The sequence below is a fragment of the Yersinia alsatica genome, assembly GCF_025133195.1.
Taxonomy (GTDB): Bacteria; Pseudomonadota; Gammaproteobacteria; order Enterobacterales; family Enterobacteriaceae; genus Yersinia; species Yersinia alsatica.
In genome coordinates this window covers 1,678,576-1,696,922 of sequence record NZ_CP104006.1, presented here as the reverse complement: position 1 = coordinate 1,696,922, position 18,347 = coordinate 1,678,576, and the positions used below count along the sequence as shown (strand labels likewise).

Below are 18,347 nucleotides of genomic sequence, written 5' to 3'. Positions count from 1 at the left end.
CTTGGGGTGCCCGTTTTCATTAATGATAATTTAGGTTTATTTCCATAAGCGGAATGAATCTTGTGAGCCGCCTCCGGCTGGTGCCGCATCGATCGCCATCTCTTTAGCTTTAGCTTCAATCTCAGTGGATTCCGTATTTTTTGGCACGGTAAAACGCTGTGGATCTGCCACCTGATACCAATCCAGTCGTCTGGTTAGTAACATGACCGCGGCCAGAATAATAAACAGTAAACTAGCCCCTAATAACAGTGCATTGTCCTCTGATTGCAGCAGGCCAAACAAAACGCCGTACAACAGTAACAAGCCACCCGCAAATAACGCCCCGCGTAACCATCCCCCCAGTACTGCACTCAGATAAACAGCAATCAGCAGGCTACAACTCAAGCTGGCGATAAGATACGCGAGGGTAAAACCAAGATGCTCCGAAAATGCCAGTAACATCAGATAGAACAGCACCAATGCCGCACCGACCAACAGATACTGGATCGGATGCACGCGCAGTGACGTTAAGCTCTCAAATAGGAAGAAGCTAAAGAAAGTCAGGCCGATAAACAGAATGGCATATTTAATTGCCCGTTCGGTTAACTGGTAGTGATCAACGGGTTCAATCAAGCTGGTGGTGAAAGCCGGTAGCTGGTCAAAATTAAAATTCACACTGTCACTGGCGAAGTGAATATTCATGCTGTTAGCCAGCCAGTTGCTGCTCCAATGTGCACGGAAGCCATTTTCATCAACCTTGCGCTGCAGGGGTAAAAACTCACCGACAAAATTAGGATGCGGCCAGTTGCTTTGTAAAGTCAGTTCGCTGCTTCGCCCTACCGGGATGACGGATAGACTATTGGTGCCCGTCAATGTCAGTTTAAAATCAATATTGAATTTACCCTGCTGAACCTGCGCCAATGTTAGCGGTGCATGGACTCCCTGCCCTGAGCGCCCCAAGAAAGCGCCAGGTTCGAAATTAATTTTTGAGCTTCCCAAGCTTAGGGGCGAAATCTGCTGGATCCCGCGTGAGTCACTCAACGCCAGTACCAGTGATGGTGTGCCAATAATAATTCCTTTACGATCTAAATCATTCAGCGAAGAGGATTCAAATTGCCCGTGGAAGTAGAGTTCTCCTTGATATACCTGAGCTTTATAAATACCCAATTGGCGAACTTCAACATTAGGTGCGCCAGTTATCGTCATAACCTCAGGCAGTAAGTAGCGATGGCGGCTGACCCGCTGCCCCTGTTTCTTGCCATCCACTTCAGTTTCAACCCATTCGCTGTATGGCACCACAATTAACGGGCCAAGGATCTTTTGTGCACGACTGGTACTGTCGCTCACTTTATCGATCACACTCTCCCGGTAACCACTGCGTTCATTAATAACATTCAACAACATTTCTTTTGGAATCATCATCAAAAGAATTAATCCTAGCAGCGTGGCTATTTTCCAAAACAGTACGGATTTGAACATGATTTTCACTCCTTTTAAGGTCAGGAGAGCAGCTTAAGAGAGTGAAGTGAAAGGAGAATGAGGTTATGTGAAGTGAAAGTGAAGTCGGTGGATCAGGTAATATCTAACGGCAGTGTCAAACAAGCGCGAACCCCATGCGGCGGGCGGTTTTCAAGGGAAATATTCCCTTGGTGAATAGCCGCGACCTCACGCACAAAATTCAGCCCCAAACCGGTACTTTTTGGGCTATTGGCGCGCGGTAATGAATAAAAACGGTCAAAAATCTTCTCTTGCGCATAATCAGGAATGCCACTGCCATTGTCTGCAACTGTTATTTGATACTTATCAGCTTGCCGCTGACCACTCACCGTCACCTCGCCATCAGCGGCTGTGAAATCCAGTGCATTATCAATCAGATTGGTCAGCGCCTGGCTAAGTAATAACCCATCGCCGGTTAATACTGCGCTATCGGCACAAATTAGCTGTAAATGGACTCCCCGGCTGGCAGCTTGAGCTTCTTTGGCGCTAATGGCTTGTTTCACTATGCTGCTTATCTCTAGGGGAGAAAGCTGCAAATCAACCCGGCTCTCTAGCCGAGCCTGTATTAGCATTTTATCCACCAACTGTTTGATGCGCGCACTTTGCTGTTCAATATTCAGCAGAAAACGCTGGGCTGTAGCCGGTGGTGGGGATTCTCGTAATAGCTCCGCCGCGCCGGTAATGGCCGCCAACGGGCTTTTTAATTCGTGGGTCAGGGTGTGAACATATTGCTCAATGTAAGCTTTGCCGTCTAATTTAAGGCGCATGCTTTCCAATGCACGGGCCAAATCATTCAATTCGCTGCTCCCCATGGCTGGCAATGCCACAACCTGCCCTTCAGAGACTCGTTCGGCATAATCGACCAGCTTGCCGATAGCCCGGTTAATCCACCACACAAATCCTAAACCGATCAGCAGGGCTATTCCCAGTAACACCCCACCCGCCAACAAGATTTTACGTTCACTGCGTTTTATTACCGGTGCCATCGAAATATTGGGTTTACCGACACTGAGCACGCCAATAATTCTATTCTCCACCATAACCGGAGCTGCCACATACATAACAGAGCTTTGCTCATCATGGGGATCTGTGCGGCTACTGCGAGCACCATACTCACCCCGCAGGGTCAGCCACACGTCATTCCAACGTGAATAATCCTGCCCCACCGCTTTGCCCGATGAATCAAAAATCACTCGCCCATCAGCATCGGTTAGATAAACACGATATTCATTGCGATCCTTGCGGATACCTTCAATATTCGCGCCGATGGGCCGCAGATTCAGTGATGCAAAGGCTTGAGCTAACTGACCGCCCGCTACCTTATCTTGCAACATATCTTGGCGAGCAAACTGGGCCAGCAAAGTGGCCGTATCAACCAGCGTACCCTCAGTGGCGCGCCGCACTCCGGGCTTTACCTCTTGCACGAAAATACGAATGACAAAGTAACCCGCGATGGCGACTATCAGAAAATAACCCAGCAATAAGCGCACGCCTATTTTCATCTATTGTTGCTCATATTCGGTATGTCAGGCTGTAGCCCAGCCCGCGATGTGTGCGGATGGGAGACTCTTCATCAAAGGTAGTGCGCAGTTTTGAGCGCAGAGTTTTGATGTGAGTATCAACTGTGCGGTCTTGGCTCTCTTCCGCCTGCGCCCAGACAATATCCATTAGCTGCTGACGTGAGAATACGCGCTCCGGTGCCAGTAATAAGGTTTTCAACAGTAGATATTCATAGCGGGTTAGCCATAAAACCTGCTGATGATAAGTGACTCGCGCCCCGGCTTCATCGAGAGTGAAATGACCAAATTGATGTAAAGCAGTAGATGCCGCCACGGTTTGTGATTTTTGTAAGCGGCGTAATACTGTGCGCACTCTGGCACTCACTTCACGTGGAGAGAAAGGCTTTGCAATATAGTCGTCAGCGCCAATTTCCAGACCGATAATTCGGTCCAGCTCTTCGCTGCGGGCAGTCAAAAAGACCACCGGCAACTCTGGAACCTGCGCCAATAAGCGGCGGCACAGATCAAAACCATTGATGTCTGGCAAGCCCACATCCACTATTGCCAAAGCTGGCGGGCCATTGGCCAGCGCGGCAAGAGCAGGTTCCCCCCGGTCAAACCACCGGAGGGTAAAACCTTCGCTTTCTAAGGTATAAATCAGCGTGTCGGCGATGCTCGGCTCATCTTCTACTAACCAGATTAAGGGCTTCATTAACTGCCCTCCTCATCAGAGCCAAAGGCATGACGCAGCAGCACACACAGTTGCCGCCACTCTTCTTCCGACATACTGTCAGCCGCCAGCCATAAACGTTTGCGGGCCGAGCGACTCCCCGTCTGTTGCAAACTTAATAATGCGCCATAACGGGTAATCCATGGCTGTTTAATGACAATCCATTCATGCCTTTTCCATAGCACCACATTGCCGGGTTTCAGCCGGATCTCGCCCTGACAGGACGTAATATTTTTCTGGCTGCGGATACACTCAAACACCACCAACGTCAGTAATACCAACCAAAGTGCGGTATAGCCCTGAGGCCAAGGCGCGACTAATGTCAGTATGACTAAGACGCCATGCGCCAATAAAGAGAAGAGTTGAGTGTGCCAGGATACCCGCAGGTCACATCGCCACTGGGCCACGGGCTTTATTTCGTGCTTGAATCAATTTGACCATTTGACGCAGCTCGCTATCCTGCGGCTCCCCGTGATTCATCAACCAATTAAATAAGTCTGGGTCATCGCACTCAAGTAAACGGATAAATGCCTGCTTCTCATTGTCACTCAAACCATCATATTCATATTCGAAAAATGGCATGATAGAGATATCCAGTTCCCGCATACCCCGACGGCACGCCCAGTGAATACGGGCTTTATTATCGATTTCCATGTCCTGATTGACTCCTCAATGAAGGATATTGTCCGAACCCGGCAGCCGCCCAATTCGGTGTATAAGACTATTGTACCTCAGATAATGGCGAATTTAGATATTGGGATAATAATGGTAAATCGGTGGAATAACTGCTTGCAAAGCTACCCGGCTATTTTACCATTGAGGCATCAGTCACAGCACCTTTTTGATATGCAGGTAAACCATGGCCTATAACACTCCATTTGCTGCTCGACCACTGCTCGCCTCTTCCGAGCTGCCATTAACCTTGATTTCACTTGATGACTGGGCGCTGGTCACGTTAACCGGCGCTGACCGGGTCAAGTATCTGCAAGGGCAAGTCACGGCGGATATTGATGCCCTGCCCACTGATCAACATGTGCTTTGTGCTCATTGCGATGCCAAAGGCAAGATGTGGAGCAACCTGCGGTTATTTTATCGTGGGGAAGGTTTGGCATATATCGAGCGCCGTAGTGTGCTTGATAACCAATTGAGCGAACTAAAGAAATATGCGGTGTTTTCTAAAGTGGCGATTGCCGCGCAGCCTGATGCGGTTTTGTTAGGTGTGGCGGGTGCTCAGGCACAAGCCGCATTAGCGCAAATCTTCAGCGAATTACCCAATGCCGAACATCCGGTCATACAGCAGGGCAATAGTACGTTGCTGCATCTATCATTGCCAGCCGAGCGGTTCCTGTTGGTGACAGACAGTGAGCAAGCACAACAAATAGTGGAAAAACTGGCTGACAGCGCACAGCTGAACAATAGCAAACAGTGGCTGGCTCTGGATATCGAAGCCGGCTTCCCCATTATTGATACCGATACCAGTGCGCAATTTATTCCGCAAGCAACAAACATTCAGGCGTTGAATGGCATCAGTTTCAGCAAAGGCTGTTATACCGGGCAGGAGATGGTCGCCAGAGCAAAATTCCGTGGTGCCAATAAGCGCGCGCTCTATTGGTTAGCGGGTAATGCTAACCGTGTACCGGCAGCGGGCGAAGATTTAGAGTGGCAATTAGGTGAGAATTGGCGTCGCACCGGTACTGTACTGGCTGCTATTCAGCTCAGTAATGGTACGGTGTGGGTTCAAGCGGTATTGAATAACGATCTGGCATCAGACAGTGTGCTGCGAGTGCGCGATGATGTAGAAAGTGTGCTCAGTATTCAGCCACTGCCTTATTCGCTGGTGGAAGATAAGTAATCGTTGGATTAAACACCAAGAGGCTGATTATTCGGCCTCCGAATACCCCCCCCTGTGACTTCAAGCATCAAAGTATAGCCAAAGTCATTGAAGTCACAGGTAGGCAGCCAGTGAACTTATCCCGATGAGCTTACTCAAGTAAGTGATTCGGGTAAGTGAGCGCAGCTAACACCCCTGTGAATTCAAGCATCAAACTATAGCCAAAGTCATTGGAGTCACAGGTAGGCAGCCAGTGAACTTATCCCGATGAGCTTACTCAAGTAAGTGATTCGGGTAAGTGAGCGCAGCTAACACCCCTGTGAATTCAAGCATCAAACTATAGCCAAAGTCATTGGAGTCACAGGTAGGCAGCCAGCGAACTTATCCCGATGAGCTTACTCAAGTAAGTGATTCGGGTAAGTGAGCGCAGCTAACACCCCTGTGAATTCAAGCATCAAACTATAGCCAAAGTCATTGGAGTCACAGGTAGGCAGCCAGCGAACTTATCCCGATGAGCTTACTCAAGTAAGTGATTCGGGTAAGTGAGCGCAGCTAACACCCCTGTGAATTCAAGGACGAAGGCTATTTCAGACATACAGATAAATCGCCATAAAATGGCAAACACTCCCGCCCAGGACAAAACCATGCCAAATAGCATGACCAAAGCGAATACGTTTAGAAGCATAGAAAATCACCCCTAGCGTATAGAGCAAACCGCCTATCGCCAGTAGAGCCAACCCGCCAATTTCAAGTTTGACTGCCAACTGATAGATCACAATTAGGGATAACCAGCCCATCGTCAGGTAAGTCACCAACGAGAGCACTTCAAAACGGTGAGCGAAAGCCAGTTTAAATATCACCCCAACCAGCGCTAGCCCCCAGATCACCGCCATCAAACCTCGTGCCAAGGGGGAGTCTAAGCCCACCAAGAGAAAAGGCGTATAGGTGCCAGCGATCAGAATATAAATGGCGCAATGGTCAAACTTTTGTAGCCAGAGTTTCGCCTTGCGGTGTGGAATAGCGTGATACAAGGTTGATGCCAGAAACAGCAAAATGATACTGCCGCCATACAGGCTATAGCTGGTCAGCGCCTTGGTATCAGCCCCGCTATCGACTGCCTGTACCAAGAGCAAAACCAAGCCAATAATGCCAAAGACCACGCCAATACCGTGGCTGATGCTATTGGCGATTTCCTCTGCCCATGGATAAGCCGGCGTGGTGGCAACTGCACAAGTGACCGGAGCCGTCGGTGTTACTGATTTATTCTTCAATACTGATTATCCTGAATATTAATAGTTATCTCATCCACTGAGCACAATGACTGCACAAAAATGCCGCACTCAGGTTAACTGAGAATGATTCCAGTGTACACGTGTAAGCTTAAATATTCTGTCAGCACATGTAACCCGTTATATATTGGGCTCCGTGATTTAGGTAAGTTAGCGCAGCGAATACCGCTTCAACATCAATAACAACCAAGAATAATGAGGTTTGCTATGTCATCAGTTCTGGATTTTGGCCCACTGACAGAGACTATCCAGTTTCTGATGGAAATCGATAAGCTGAAAGATATACAGCGACGAACCAAAGTGATTGCCAGTCTGCGACAAGAAAATTCGGCCGAGCACAGTTGGCATTTTGCGGTGGCAGCCATGAGTCTGGCACCCTATGCAGGCCCGGATGTCGATATCAATCGCGTGATTAAAATGGCGCTACTGCACGATATTGTGGAAATCGATGCTGGTGATGTCATTGTTTATGATCTGGTGGCCAGAGCCGCTATTCATGAACAAGAAGTGGCTGCCGCCAAACGCTTATTTGGCCTGTTGCCGCCAGAGTTAGGCAGACAATTTACGCAGCTGTGGGATGAGTATGAAGCCGAAGAAACTGCCGATGCCCGCTTTGCTACTGTGCTGGACCGCATTTTACCCATGCTGATTAACCTGCATACCGAGGGGCAAAGTTGGATAGAGAATGGTATTCAGCTGCAACAAGTCCTTGATCGCAACCAGTTAGTGGCAGAATGCTACCCTGAAATTTGGCAGCATTTATTGCCTCAGTTACAAGCGGCGCAGCGGAAAGGCTGGCTGAAGTAGCAAAATATTGCTGCTGTTTATTTCCCGCCAGCCATGTCCAGCACACTGCCGGTAACATAAGAAGCATTGTCTGATAGCAACCAGACAATAGCTTCTGCCACCACTGGCGTGTATGTCGGTATAGATTAAGCCCGGCCGAACGCCATTGACTCTGATACCTTGAGCCGCCACTTCTAACGATAAGCCGGTGGTCAATGTATCAATCGCGCCTTTGGACGCGGCATAATCCAGATATTCGCCGGGAGCCCCCAACCGCGCAGCAGCAGAAGAGACATTAACAATCGCGCCGCCATTGCCACCGTGGCGCAATGCCATACGTTTGACCGCCTCGCGGCTGCATAAAAAATAGCCGGTCACGTTCGTGGTCAGCACCCGATTAATGCGCTCAGCCGTCAACCCTTCGATAGTGGATTGCGTGAATAAAATTCCTGCATTATTGACCAGTGCCGTGATTGGCCCCAACTGAGATTCCAGCTTTTCAAATAGTGCGATAACCTGAGACTCATCGGCGATATCCGCTTGTAATGCCACCGCCAAGCCGCCCGCTGCCGCGATTTCTGCCACCACCTGTCGGGCAGCCTGCTCATCATTAATATAATTTACGGCTACCCGATAACCGTGTTTTGCCAGCAGTAATGCTGTGGCGCGGCCAATTCCCCGGCTGCCTCCTGTCACTAGCGCGACTTTTTTATGCATATCCTTGCTCCTGATTCAGTCGTGAGTCTGTTTGCAAATTTGAAGAGTAAGAGTAGTCATTGATAACGGGAATACCAATAAAACAAAAGGGCCGCTTGCGCGACCCTCCAGATAACAAAGTAGGGAAATGTACCGCACGGCATAAGCCGTCAGAGCGGCGAACAGTGCAGCCCCCACTAGCCACCAAACTATTCGTAATCAGCCATCGGCACACATGAGCAGAATAAATTACGGTCGCCGTACACATCATCCAGACGTTTCACGCTCGGCCAATATTTATTCTCCATCACCCCGGCAACTGGGAATACTGCCAGCTCGCGGCTGTAAGGATGCTGCCAATCACCCACCAACTCAGCTTGAGTATGGGGCGCATTGACCAATGGGTTATCGTCCAGCGGCCATTCGCCTCGTGCTACTTTTTCGATTTCAGCGCGGATAGCCAGCATCGCGTCGATAAAGCGATCCAACTCAACTTTGCTTTCAGATTCAGTCGGTTCGACCATCAAGGTGCCCGCAACCGGGAAGGACATGGTCGGCGCATGGAAACCGAAATCAATTAAGCGCTTGGCGATATCCATTTCGCTGATACCTGTCGCTTCTTTCAGTGGGCGAATATCCAGAATACATTCATGCGCCACACGGCCATCGTGCCCGGTATACAGCACCGGATAAGCCGCTTTTAGGCGAGTAGCAATGTAGTTGGCATTCAAAATAGCCACCTGACTGGCACGTTTTAGGCCATCGGCTCCCATCATGCGGATATACATCCAGCTGATTGGCAAGATTGACGCACTACCAAAAGGTGCCGCAGAAACCGCGCCTTGTTGGGTGGTCATGCCATCAATCTGCGCCACACTGTGACCAGGAACAAAAGGTGCCAAATGCGCTTTAACCCCAATTGGCCCCATGCCTGGGCCGCCACCGCCGTGTGGGATACAGAAAGTTTTATGCAAGTTAAGGTGTGAAACGTCTGCGCCAATATAGCCCGGAGTGGTAATCCCCACCTGTGCGTTCATGTTCGCGCCATCAAGGTAAACCTGACCGCCAAACTGATGGACGATCTGGCAAACTTCACGGATAGTTTCTTCGTACACACCATGGGTTGACGGGTAAGTCACCATAATACAAGACAGCTCGTCACCCGCTTCGCCTGCTTTTTGGCGTAAATCGTGCAAATCGATATTGCCTTGTTTATCACAAGCCACCACCACTACCGACATACCGGCCATCTGGGCAGACGCCGGGTTAGTGCCGTGGGCTGAACTTGGGATTAAGCAAATATGGCGGTTCGCCTGATTGCGGCTCTCATGGTAACGGCGGATAGCCAGCAAACCGGCATACTCACCTTGCGCACCTGAGTTTGGCTGCATGCAGACGGCATCATAACCGGTCAGTTGCACCAACCACTGAGACAGCTGACCAATCATCTGCTGATAACCGGCAGCCTGCTCCGGCGGGCAGAATGGGTGCAATTCAGCAAATTCTGGCCACGTGATTGGGATCATCTCAGCGGCAGCATTTAGCTTCATGGTGCAAGAGCCCAACGGGATCATCGCCTGATTCAGTGCTAAATCTTTGCGCTCTAAACGATGCATATAACGCATCATTTCGGTTTCGCTGTGGTAACGGTTAAATACCGGATGAGTCAGAATCGGGTCTTGGCGCAGCATCGCTGGCTGAATGGACTGGCTATTTTGGCTCACTTTGGCATCAAGCTGGTCAATATCCAAACGGTGGTTATCACCGGCTAATAGGGCAAACAGCGTCTGGATATCTTCACGCGAAGTGGTTTCATCCAGTGTGATCCCTACTGCGCCGTGAATGTCGGTGCGCAGGTTAATCCCGAAGCTTAATGCACGAGCTAGCACCGCCGCTTTATCTTTAACATCAACAGTTAAAGTATCGAACCAGTGCTGGAAACGCAGGGTAAGACCGGCTTGCTGTAAGCCAGCAGCCAGAATATCCGTCATGCGATGAATGCGGCCAGCGATACGCTGCAAGCCCTGTGGGCCGTGATAAACCGCATACAAGCTGGCGATATTGGCTAGCAGCACCTGCGAAGTACAAATATTGGAGTTGGCTTTTTCGCGGCGAATATGTTGCTCACGAGTTTGCATCGCCATGCGCAGCGCGGTATTACCCGCAGCATCGCGAGATACCCCGATAATCCGGCCCGGCATCGAACGTTTAAATTCATCGCGACAAGCAAAGAAGGCCGCATGTGGGCCACCGTAACCCATAGGTACACCAAAGCGTTGAGCAGAACCAAATACTACATCAGCGCCCTGTTTGCCCGGCGCAGTCAATAGCACCAAGGCCATGATATCGGCGGCAACACTGGTAATAATTTTGCGTTTTTTCAGCTCAGACAACAGCGCTGAATAGTCATGCAGTTCGCCCGTGGTGCCCACTTGTTGTAGCAGCACACCGAACACGCCTTCCAGCTCTAGCACTTTTTCGGCGCTATCAACAATCACTTCAAAACCAAAGGTTTCCGCGCGGGTACGTACCACATCCAGTGTTTGTGGATGCACGTCATCGGCAACGAAGAAACGATTCGCATCTTTTAGTTTACTGGCGCGCTTAGCCAGCGCCATGGATTCTGCCGCCGCCGTGGCTTCATCCAGCAAAGAAGCGGATGCCAAATCTAGCCCGGTGAGATCTTGAGTCAATTGCTGAAAGTTCAGCAGAGCCTCAAGGCGGCCTTGAGAAACTTCAGGCTGATATGGGGTATAAGCGGTGTACCAACCGGGGTTTTCCAACATATTGCGCAGGATAACCGGTGGCGTCAGTACTGGGCTGTAGCCCATACCAATATAAGATTTATAGCGCTGATTCTGGCTGGCAATCCCTTTAAGTTCCGCTAACGCCTGATGTTCAGTGGCAGCATCACCCACTGGCGGCGGGCTGGGCAATTGGATATCTGCCGGAACAATCTGCTGGATTAATGTACTTAACGAGCTGGCGCCAACGGCGGCCAACATCTGTTGCTGTTGTTCAGCTGAAGAGCCGATATGGCGCTGAATAAAAGCATCGTTATGTTCAAGCTGGCTGAGATTCTGAGTCATTTGCTACAAATTCCTGAATAGAGCATGGGACGGGAAGCTGGACTGATTTCATAGGGCGTAATTTTACAGGCTATTTGGACACGGACAGCGCGCCAGAACCGGACCTACACATGAGCTTATAAATCATGAGTAGGTCAGGATTACTCGCTCCGCTCACCAATGCGGGCCGCCTTGATAGGCGTTCAAAAGCATTTGCGCTTTTGTCTGAGCACTGCCCTGCGTCAAAATGGCAAATAAAATAGCCCTAACTTCATTTACTCTTCGATAGATGCTAAATAAGCCTCGGCATCTAACAGATTTGCCAGCTCGCCTTCATCAGAGGCTTTAATGCTGAACAACCAGCCGTCAGTATAAGGTGCGCTGTTCACCAACTCTGGTGAGCTTTCCAGTTCAGTATTCACGGCGATAATTTCGCCGCTGATCGGTGCATAAATGTCAGAAGCCGCTTTTACTGACTCGGCAACCGCGCAATCGCTACCCGCAGAAACTTCGCTACCGACTTCAGGCAAATCAACAAACACCATGTCGCCCAATAATTCTTGCGCATGTTCAGTGATCCCGACGCTATAGACGCCATCACCATCGGCACGAACCCACTCATGAGATGACGCATATTTTAATTCTGCTGGTACATTGCTCATTGCTGCTCCTTAAAAGCGTAGAGCCAAAAAGTGAGGCTCGTATAATTCGGAATAATGACAAATAAATTTACAGCGCGACCGGCTTACCCGCCCGCACAAAACCCGGTTTTGTGACCCGCACCGGCATTTCGCGGTTACGGATTTGTACCACAGCATTTTCACCTATCCCTGCGGGGACACGAGCCAATGCAATACTGAAACCCAATGTTGGCGAGAAAGAACCGCTGGTTATCACGCCCACATGTTGATTGCCCGAAGCATCAGAAAAATGCACTGGCAACTCATTACGTAATACGCCCTTTTCCGTCATGATCAAGCCAACCAGTTGCTCGGTGCCCTTGGCACGTTGCTGTTCCAGTGCTTCACGGCCGATAAACTGACGATCTTCTGGCAACCAAGCCACTGTCCAGCCCATGTTGGCCGCAAGAGGAGAAATGCTTTCATCCATTTCCTGACCGTAGAGGTTCATACCGGCTTCCAGACGCAAAGTGTCACGCGCGCCAAGGCCTGCGGGTTTCACTCCGGCAGCCAACAGTTGCTGCCAAAACTCAACCACACGCTCTTTAGGTAAGGCGATTTCGTAGCCTGCTTCACCGGTATAGCCGGTGGTGGCAATAAACAAATCATCAGCTTGAATACCAAAGAATGGTTTCATGCCTGCAATGGCTTGTTGCTGCTCAGGGGTTAGCAAAGTAGCCACTTTCTTTTGTGCTTCTGGGCCTTGCACTGCAACCAGTGCCAGATCGTCACGCACCGTGACTTCAACCTGATAAGGTTCAGCATGCTGAATTATCCAGTCCAAGTCTTTATCTCGGGTGGCGGAGTTAACCACTAAGCGGAAATAATCTTCACGCAGGAAATAAACAATCAAATCGTCGATAACACCGCCGGAGGCATTCAGCATCCCGGTGTAAAGGGCTTTGCCCGGTTGGGTCAGTTTGGCGACATCATTGGCCAATAGGTAGCGCAGGAATTCACGGGTACGGGTACCCTGTAGATCGACAATGGTCATATGCGAGACATCGAACATACCGGCATCGGTGCGTACGACATGGTGTTCGTCGATTTGGGAACCATAATGCAATGGCATCATCCAGCCATGAAAATCTACCATGCGCGCGCCGCACGCCACGTGCTGCTCATACAGTGGGGTCTGCTTAGCCATCTCTTACCTCAAACAGTTTCATGTAATGAGTGTCTGATACTTTAACTCACCATAAACAGGCATATACCCTAGATAATTCGGGTTGCAGGAAAGCGGCAACTAAGTGAATCCCAGGAGCTTACATCAGTAAGAGACTGGGGCGAACGAAGGCAGCCAACGCACATGCAACGTGAAGTATGACGGGTCTACGCAAACGATACCTTTTACCCAACGTTATCACCGAATTCATCAGGTAACCATAAGCTAAAATAGGCAATAGCATGCTTTAAGACGACAAAAGGCAGGGGTATTGTGCAGAGTTTTTCACTGTAAAACTGCGCACGAAGGCACATAATTAACAATTTAACAGTAAAAACAGCGATATTATATAACTAAATAACCAAAACCCTGTCGGATTCAACTTTTCAGGTTTTGGTTATCCGTGAAAAAAACTAATGCGAAAACTGTGCTGAAATTAGATTATTTCAACTGAGAAGAGATTTAGTGAGCCACAAGATTACTCATCTAGCCAATCGGGTAAATCATTTAACCCCATCGCCTGCCGCACTAACTGCGGCTTCACTCCCGGCAAGTTATCGGCCAGTGTTAACCCAATATCACGCAACAACTTTTTAGCGGGATTACTGCCGGCAAACAGGTCGCGGAACCCCTGCATACTGGCAAGCATCACTGCGGCACTGTGCTTACGCCGGCGTTCATAACGGCGCAGATAGAGATGCTGGCCGATATCTTTCCCCTGACGCTGTAAACGTCGGAGCTCAGTAACTAGCTCGGCGGCATCCATAAAGCCCAGATTGGCCCCCTGCCCGGCCAATGGATGGACAGTATGAGCGGCATCCCCCACCAGAGCCAACCGATGGGCCGCAAAGCTGCGCGCATAGCGCCCGGTCAGCGGGAAGGTTTGCCGCGCACTTTCGAGCTGACATTGCCCCAGCCGCATATCAAAGGCCATACCTAACTCGCGGTTAAATTGCTCTGCTGGCAGCGCAACTAACTCAGCTGCACGTTCCGGGGAGACGGACCAGACTATCGAACTGAGATGAGGGTCACTAAATGGTAGGAAAGCCAGAATACCATCACCGTGAAATACTTGGCGCGCCGTGGCCTGATGGGCTTCTTCGGTGCGAATCGTCGCCACCAGAGCATGATGGGCATAATCCCAAAATGTCAGTGGAATATCGGCATGTTGACGTAACCAAGAGTTAGCGCCATCGGCTCCAACCACCAGCTTCGCACTGAGCATACGATCATCGGTTAAGGTGATAAAAGCTTCGCTTTCGCCCCAAGCCACTTGTTTGAGGCTGGCCGGTGCCAACAGGGTCACATCCGCCAGTTGGCTGGCTCGCTGCCATAATGCTTGCTGAATGACTTGATTTTCAATGATATGCCCGAGATGGCTGAAACCGTATTCATCAGCATGGAACGCAATTTTGCCAAAGCTGTCTTGATCCCAAACTTCCATACCGCTATAGGGACTGGCGCGCAGTGCCAAGATGCTCTCCCACACGCCAATTTTTTGCAGTAAGCGCTCACTGGCGGCATTAATCGCCGAGACTCGCAATGCCAATTCACCGGTTAGCGGGGCTGGTAGCGGCTCTTGAGCGGGTTGATGCTCCAGAATGGCAATACGCAGACCACTACTTTGTAAGCCGCAAGCCAGTGCGAGGCCGACCATTCCGCCGCCAACTATAGCTATGTCATATGATTGCATTCAAATACATTCCCATAATAAATACTAACTTTGTCTACCCACTAGATTTCAGGATGCAGGAAGGCAGTAAACGAGTGAGTCCCGATGAGCTTACACCAGTAAGTGATTCGGAAGGCCGAGAGCAGCCAACACACCTGCAACTTGAAAGATGAAGGGTAGACAAAGTTAGCGCTTAACCCAGCCCAGCGTCCGTCGTGCAAAAGCATCACGAATGGTAGGGATACACTCCATTGACATCAGCGCAAGGTTGCGCCCAACCACCAGTGGCCCATAGCGATTGGCGAACAAGTGAATTAACCCATCGGTTACCCCGATAGTGGCCTGTTGATCTTGCTGTCGCCGCTGTTGATACTGGCTGAGCACCTCATAGTCACCGGGATCTTTGCCTGCTTGTGCAATGGTTTCAGCCAGTGACATAACATCGCGCAGTCCAAGATTAAACCCCTGACCGGCGATCGGATGCAGGGTTTGGGCCGCATTACCCACCAGAGCCAAGCGGTGACTAACATGACGTGAGGCAGTCAGTAATTGCAATGGGTAGCTATGGCGCTTGCCCGCATGCAGGATTTTCCCCAGACGCCAGCCAAAAGCCCGCTGTAACTCTGCTATAAAACGGGCATCATCCCAACTATCAACCTGCTGTTTATCTTCTTTGGCATGACACCAGACCAGCGAACTGCGCCCTTGTGACATTGGCAGCAACGCCAATGGCCCATTACGAGTAAAACGCTCAAAAGCTCGGCCATTGGGGAGTTCAGAGGTGGTGACATTGGCAATCACCGCTATCTGTTGATAATCCTGCTGTTGCCACTGAATATTGCACGCCTGAGCTAAGGCAGAATGAGACCCATCCGCCGCCACCAACAATTTGGCGCTCAGTTGTTGGCCATTATCCAGTGTCACCGTGGTTGACTCCGCAGTACGAACCACTTCAACCACTTTGGCCGGGCAATGCAGAGTCACACCTGGCGCTTGCTGTAACAAAGCGAATAGCCGTTTTCCGGCATCAAACAACTCAATCACCTGCCCCAGTGCCGGAACGCGATAATCTTGCGCCTGTAAATTCACAAAACCGGAATGACCGCTGTCACTGACGTGAACATGTTTAATGGCGGTCGCGCAATCTGCCAGCGCCGACCAGATACCAATGCTATCGAGCTGCTGGCATGTCCCTTGCGCCAGTGCGATGGCTCTGGCATCAAAGCCCGGATGCTGCCGGTTATCCGGCTGTTGGGCTTCAACCAGTGCCACCGGTACCGCCCCTTTTGAAAGGGATGAAATAGCCAGCGCTAATGTCGCGCCAGCCATACCGCCACCGACAATTATCACGCTCATCAGTTATCTCGCCGCCGCCATAAGTGCTTCAATAGCATCGGGATCTTTCACCACACTGGCAGTCAGATTTTCGTTACCGTCGGCGGTAATCACGATATCATCTTCAATACGGATGCCAATGCCGCGATATTGTGGCGGAACATCGGCATCCGGCGCGATATACAGGCCAGGTTCAATGGTCAGCACCATACCGGGTTCAAGAATACGCCCGCGATCGCTGTTGGTATAATCGCCAACATCATGTACATCCAGCCCCAACCAGTGACTCAAGCCATGCATAAAGAATGGCCGATGCGCCTGATCAGTCACTAGCTGTTCAACATCACCTTTCAGGATGCCCAAGTTAACCAAGCCGGTAATCATAATGCGCACCACCTGCGCCGTAACTTCGCGGATGCTGGTCCCCGGCCGGTACAATTCGAGTGATTTATTGATAGATGCCAGTACAATGTCGTAAATCTCGCGCTGTGCTGGGGTGAACTTGCCGTTAACCGGGAAAGTGCGCGTGATATCACCGGCATAGCCTTGATATTCACAGCCCGCATCAATCAACACCAAATCGCCGTCGCGCAGTCCACACTCATTTTCGGTGTAATGCAAAATACAGCCGTTTTCGCCGCCACCGACTATCGTGTTATACGCCGGATAGCGCGCACCATGGCGAGTGAATTCATGCAGAATCTCCCCCTCCAGTTGGTACTCGAACATACCCGGGCGGCATCTTTCCATCGCGCGGGTGTGGGCCATCGCACTGATTTCACCGGCGCGGCGCATCACCGCGATTTCTTCTTCTGACTTAAACAAACGCATCTCATGCAGCCATGGCCGCCAGTCAGTTAACGTTGCGGGTGCACGCAGATTTTTACGAAAACCGTTACGTAATCTTTCCAGTGCGGCGAACACAATTTTATCAGCATAATCATACTGGCCCTGCGCGTGATAAATCACATCAAGGCGATTAAGCAGCAAATAGAGTTGTTCGTCGATTTCGTCAAAAGGTAAGGCGCGATCGACCCCCAATTTAGCGGGAGCAGCCTCTTGCCCTAAGCGGCGACCAAACCAGATTTCTGCGGTTAAATCCCGCACCCGGTTAAACAGCACACTGTGGTTATGAGTCTCATCACTTTTCACCAGAATCAGCACAGCTTCTGGTTCATTGAAGCCGGTCAGATAACTAAAATCGCTATTCTGCCGATAAGGATATTCAGAATCCGCGCTGCGTGTGGCCTCTGGTGCGGCAAAAATAATGGCTGCACTGCCCGGGGCCATCTTCGCCAACAGCGCCTGACGACGGTTCTGGTATTCTTGCTGAGTCATTACACCCTCCTGAAATATCCGGTTTTCATCATTCAAAACATCATACTAGCTCGTTTAGTGTAATGTCGGCTTACGAATCTCTGGGGCTGTCGGCTTCTCTTGAGTAAATTCTATATGGCATAAAATAGCCGCGACACGCACATACTCGATAACTTCTTCCAACGATTGGGCCAGCTCTTCCTGATCTTCATCTTCGTCATATCCTAGCTGAGCGATATTACGCAAATCATCAATGGCTTCACCCACTTCATCTTTCACTTGTGCCAACTTCGGCTGCAACATTCCAAGCCCTAGCAGGAAATGGTTTACCCAGCCCGATAATGCATCAGCACGGTCAAAAACCGTAATCTCTTCCCCTTCAGGGATCAACAACTGGAACATAAAACCTTCGTTTTCCAGTGCTTCTTGTGTTGCTTCATGTAACTGTTGTAACGGCAAATCCAGCGACTGTGAGAAGGCCACACCCTCGTTGGTCAGGTCATGCACCATTGCGCGCCAGCCATTGTCTTTACTGCCACCGCAGAGCATGCCGCTGATCAGGCCATGCATTTCAGCAGGGGTTAATGCCACTGCTTGCTGGTTTAATGCCAGGGCAAGTGATTGGTAAGTTGGTAATGTATTCTCTATAGACATGCGTATTGGTCATCGTTGGCAGGATAAGTTCGTGTTATGCTACCACCAAGAAAGGTCGCTATACCAGAAAACGCAACGCTATATACCCTATAGATTTCAAGATGCAGGAAGGCGGCAAACACAAAAATCCGTATAAACTTACATCAGTA

At 50.2% G+C, this 18,347-nt stretch carries 15 protein-coding genes and 1 pseudogene; 2 read left to right on the top strand and 14 right to left on the bottom strand.

What is annotated here, in order from left to right; genetic code table 11:
• Nucleotides 1–36 precede the first annotated feature (36 nt).
• From creD to sdhE, 5 genes are all read right to left on the bottom strand, one after another.
• Nucleotides 37–1,458 carry a cell envelope integrity protein CreD gene (gene creD / locus N0H69_RS07400; RefSeq protein WP_050109856.1) on the bottom strand — a complete coding sequence of 474 codons (1,422 nt, stop codon included), beginning with the start codon at nt 1,456–1,458 and terminating at the stop codon, nt 37–39.
• A gap of 92 nt (nt 1,459–1,550) precedes the next feature.
• Nucleotides 1,551–2,978: a two-component system sensor histidine kinase CreC gene (gene creC / locus N0H69_RS07395; protein WP_050152273.1), complete on the bottom strand. Its 1,428-nt coding sequence runs from the start codon at nt 2,976–2,978 to the stop codon at nt 1,551–1,553.
• Nucleotides 2,979–2,988: 10 nt separating this feature from the next.
• Nucleotides 2,989–3,687 carry a two-component system response regulator CreB gene (gene creB / locus N0H69_RS07390; protein ID WP_050109858.1) on the bottom strand — a complete coding sequence of 233 codons (699 nt, stop codon included), beginning with the start codon at nt 3,685–3,687 and terminating at the stop codon, nt 2,989–2,991.
• Complete coding sequence (locus N0H69_RS07385; RefSeq protein WP_050109859.1) at nt 3,687–4,112, bottom strand: protein YgfX; 426 nt, start codon at nt 4,110–4,112, stop codon at nt 3,687–3,689. The genes creB and N0H69_RS07385 overlap by 1 nt, the downstream gene beginning before the upstream one ends.
• On the bottom strand, nt 4,093–4,359 hold the full coding sequence (gene sdhE / locus N0H69_RS07380; protein ID WP_050109860.1) for an FAD assembly factor SdhE: 267 nt from the start codon (nt 4,357–4,359) through the stop codon (nt 4,093–4,095). Before sdhE ends, N0H69_RS07385 begins: the two co-directional genes overlap by 20 nt.
• Before the next feature lie 205 nt (nt 4,360–4,564).
• Here sdhE and ygfZ point away from each other — a divergent pair, with 205 nt between their 5' ends.
• Nucleotides 4,565–5,557: a tRNA-modifying protein YgfZ gene (gene ygfZ / locus N0H69_RS07375; protein WP_050152274.1), complete on the top strand. Its 993-nt coding sequence runs from the start codon at nt 4,565–4,567 to the stop codon at nt 5,555–5,557.
• A gap of 566 nt (nt 5,558–6,123) precedes the next feature.
• On the opposite strand, the gene trhA is transcribed toward ygfZ, so the two are convergent.
• Nucleotides 6,124–6,807, bottom strand: coding sequence for a PAQR family membrane homeostasis protein TrhA (gene trhA, locus N0H69_RS07370; RefSeq protein WP_050109862.1), 684 nt, complete (start codon nt 6,805–6,807; stop codon nt 6,124–6,126).
• 225 nt (nt 6,808–7,032) lie between these two features.
• Here trhA and N0H69_RS07365 point away from each other — a divergent pair, with 225 nt between their 5' ends.
• Nucleotides 7,033–7,632: an HD domain-containing protein gene (locus tag N0H69_RS07365; RefSeq protein ID WP_050152277.1), complete on the top strand. Its 600-nt coding sequence runs from the start codon at nt 7,033–7,035 to the stop codon at nt 7,630–7,632.
• Between the two features lie 17 nt (nt 7,633–7,649).
• Here the strand turns inward: N0H69_RS07365 and N0H69_RS07360 are convergent.
• The 8 genes and pseudogenes from N0H69_RS07360 to N0H69_RS07325 all read right to left on the bottom strand — a co-directional run bounded on the left by N0H69_RS07360 (nt 7,650) and on the right by N0H69_RS07325 (nt 18,198).
• A pseudogene (locus N0H69_RS07360) lies at nt 7,650–8,328 on the bottom strand (SDR family NAD(P)-dependent oxidoreductase).
• A gap of 188 nt (nt 8,329–8,516) precedes the next feature.
• Entirely contained in the window at nt 8,517–11,396 is a 2,880-nt protein-coding gene (gene gcvP / locus N0H69_RS07355) for an aminomethyl-transferring glycine dehydrogenase (protein WP_050152278.1), read from the bottom strand.
• A 254-nt stretch (nt 11,397–11,650) separates the two neighbouring features.
• Nucleotides 11,651–12,037: a glycine cleavage system protein GcvH gene (gene gcvH, locus N0H69_RS07350; RefSeq protein ID WP_050097997.1), complete on the bottom strand. Its 387-nt coding sequence runs from the start codon at nt 12,035–12,037 to the stop codon at nt 11,651–11,653.
• Between the two features lie 67 nt (nt 12,038–12,104).
• Nucleotides 12,105–13,202, bottom strand: a complete 1,098-nt coding sequence (gcvT, locus tag N0H69_RS07345; protein WP_050124072.1) for a glycine cleavage system aminomethyltransferase GcvT — start codon at nt 13,200–13,202, stop codon at nt 12,105–12,107.
• A 496-nt stretch (nt 13,203–13,698) separates the two neighbouring features.
• On the bottom strand, nt 13,699–14,913 hold the full coding sequence (gene ubiI, locus N0H69_RS07340; protein ID WP_050152280.1) for an FAD-dependent 2-octaprenylphenol hydroxylase: 1,215 nt from the start codon (nt 14,911–14,913) through the stop codon (nt 13,699–13,701).
• Between the two features lie 165 nt (nt 14,914–15,078).
• Entirely contained in the window at nt 15,079–16,248 is a 1,170-nt protein-coding gene (gene ubiH, locus N0H69_RS07335; protein ID WP_050152281.1) for a 2-octaprenyl-6-methoxyphenyl hydroxylase, read from the bottom strand.
• A 3-nt stretch (nt 16,249–16,251) separates the two neighbouring features.
• Nucleotides 16,252–17,565 carry a Xaa-Pro aminopeptidase gene (gene pepP / locus N0H69_RS07330; RefSeq protein ID WP_050152282.1) on the bottom strand — a complete coding sequence of 438 codons (1,314 nt, stop codon included), beginning with the start codon at nt 17,563–17,565 and terminating at the stop codon, nt 16,252–16,254.
• A gap of 54 nt (nt 17,566–17,619) precedes the next feature.
• Nucleotides 17,620–18,198 carry a YecA/YgfB family protein gene (locus N0H69_RS07325; RefSeq protein WP_050124068.1) on the bottom strand — a complete coding sequence of 193 codons (579 nt, stop codon included), beginning with the start codon at nt 18,196–18,198 and terminating at the stop codon, nt 17,620–17,622.
• Nucleotides 18,199–18,347 lie beyond the last annotated feature (149 nt).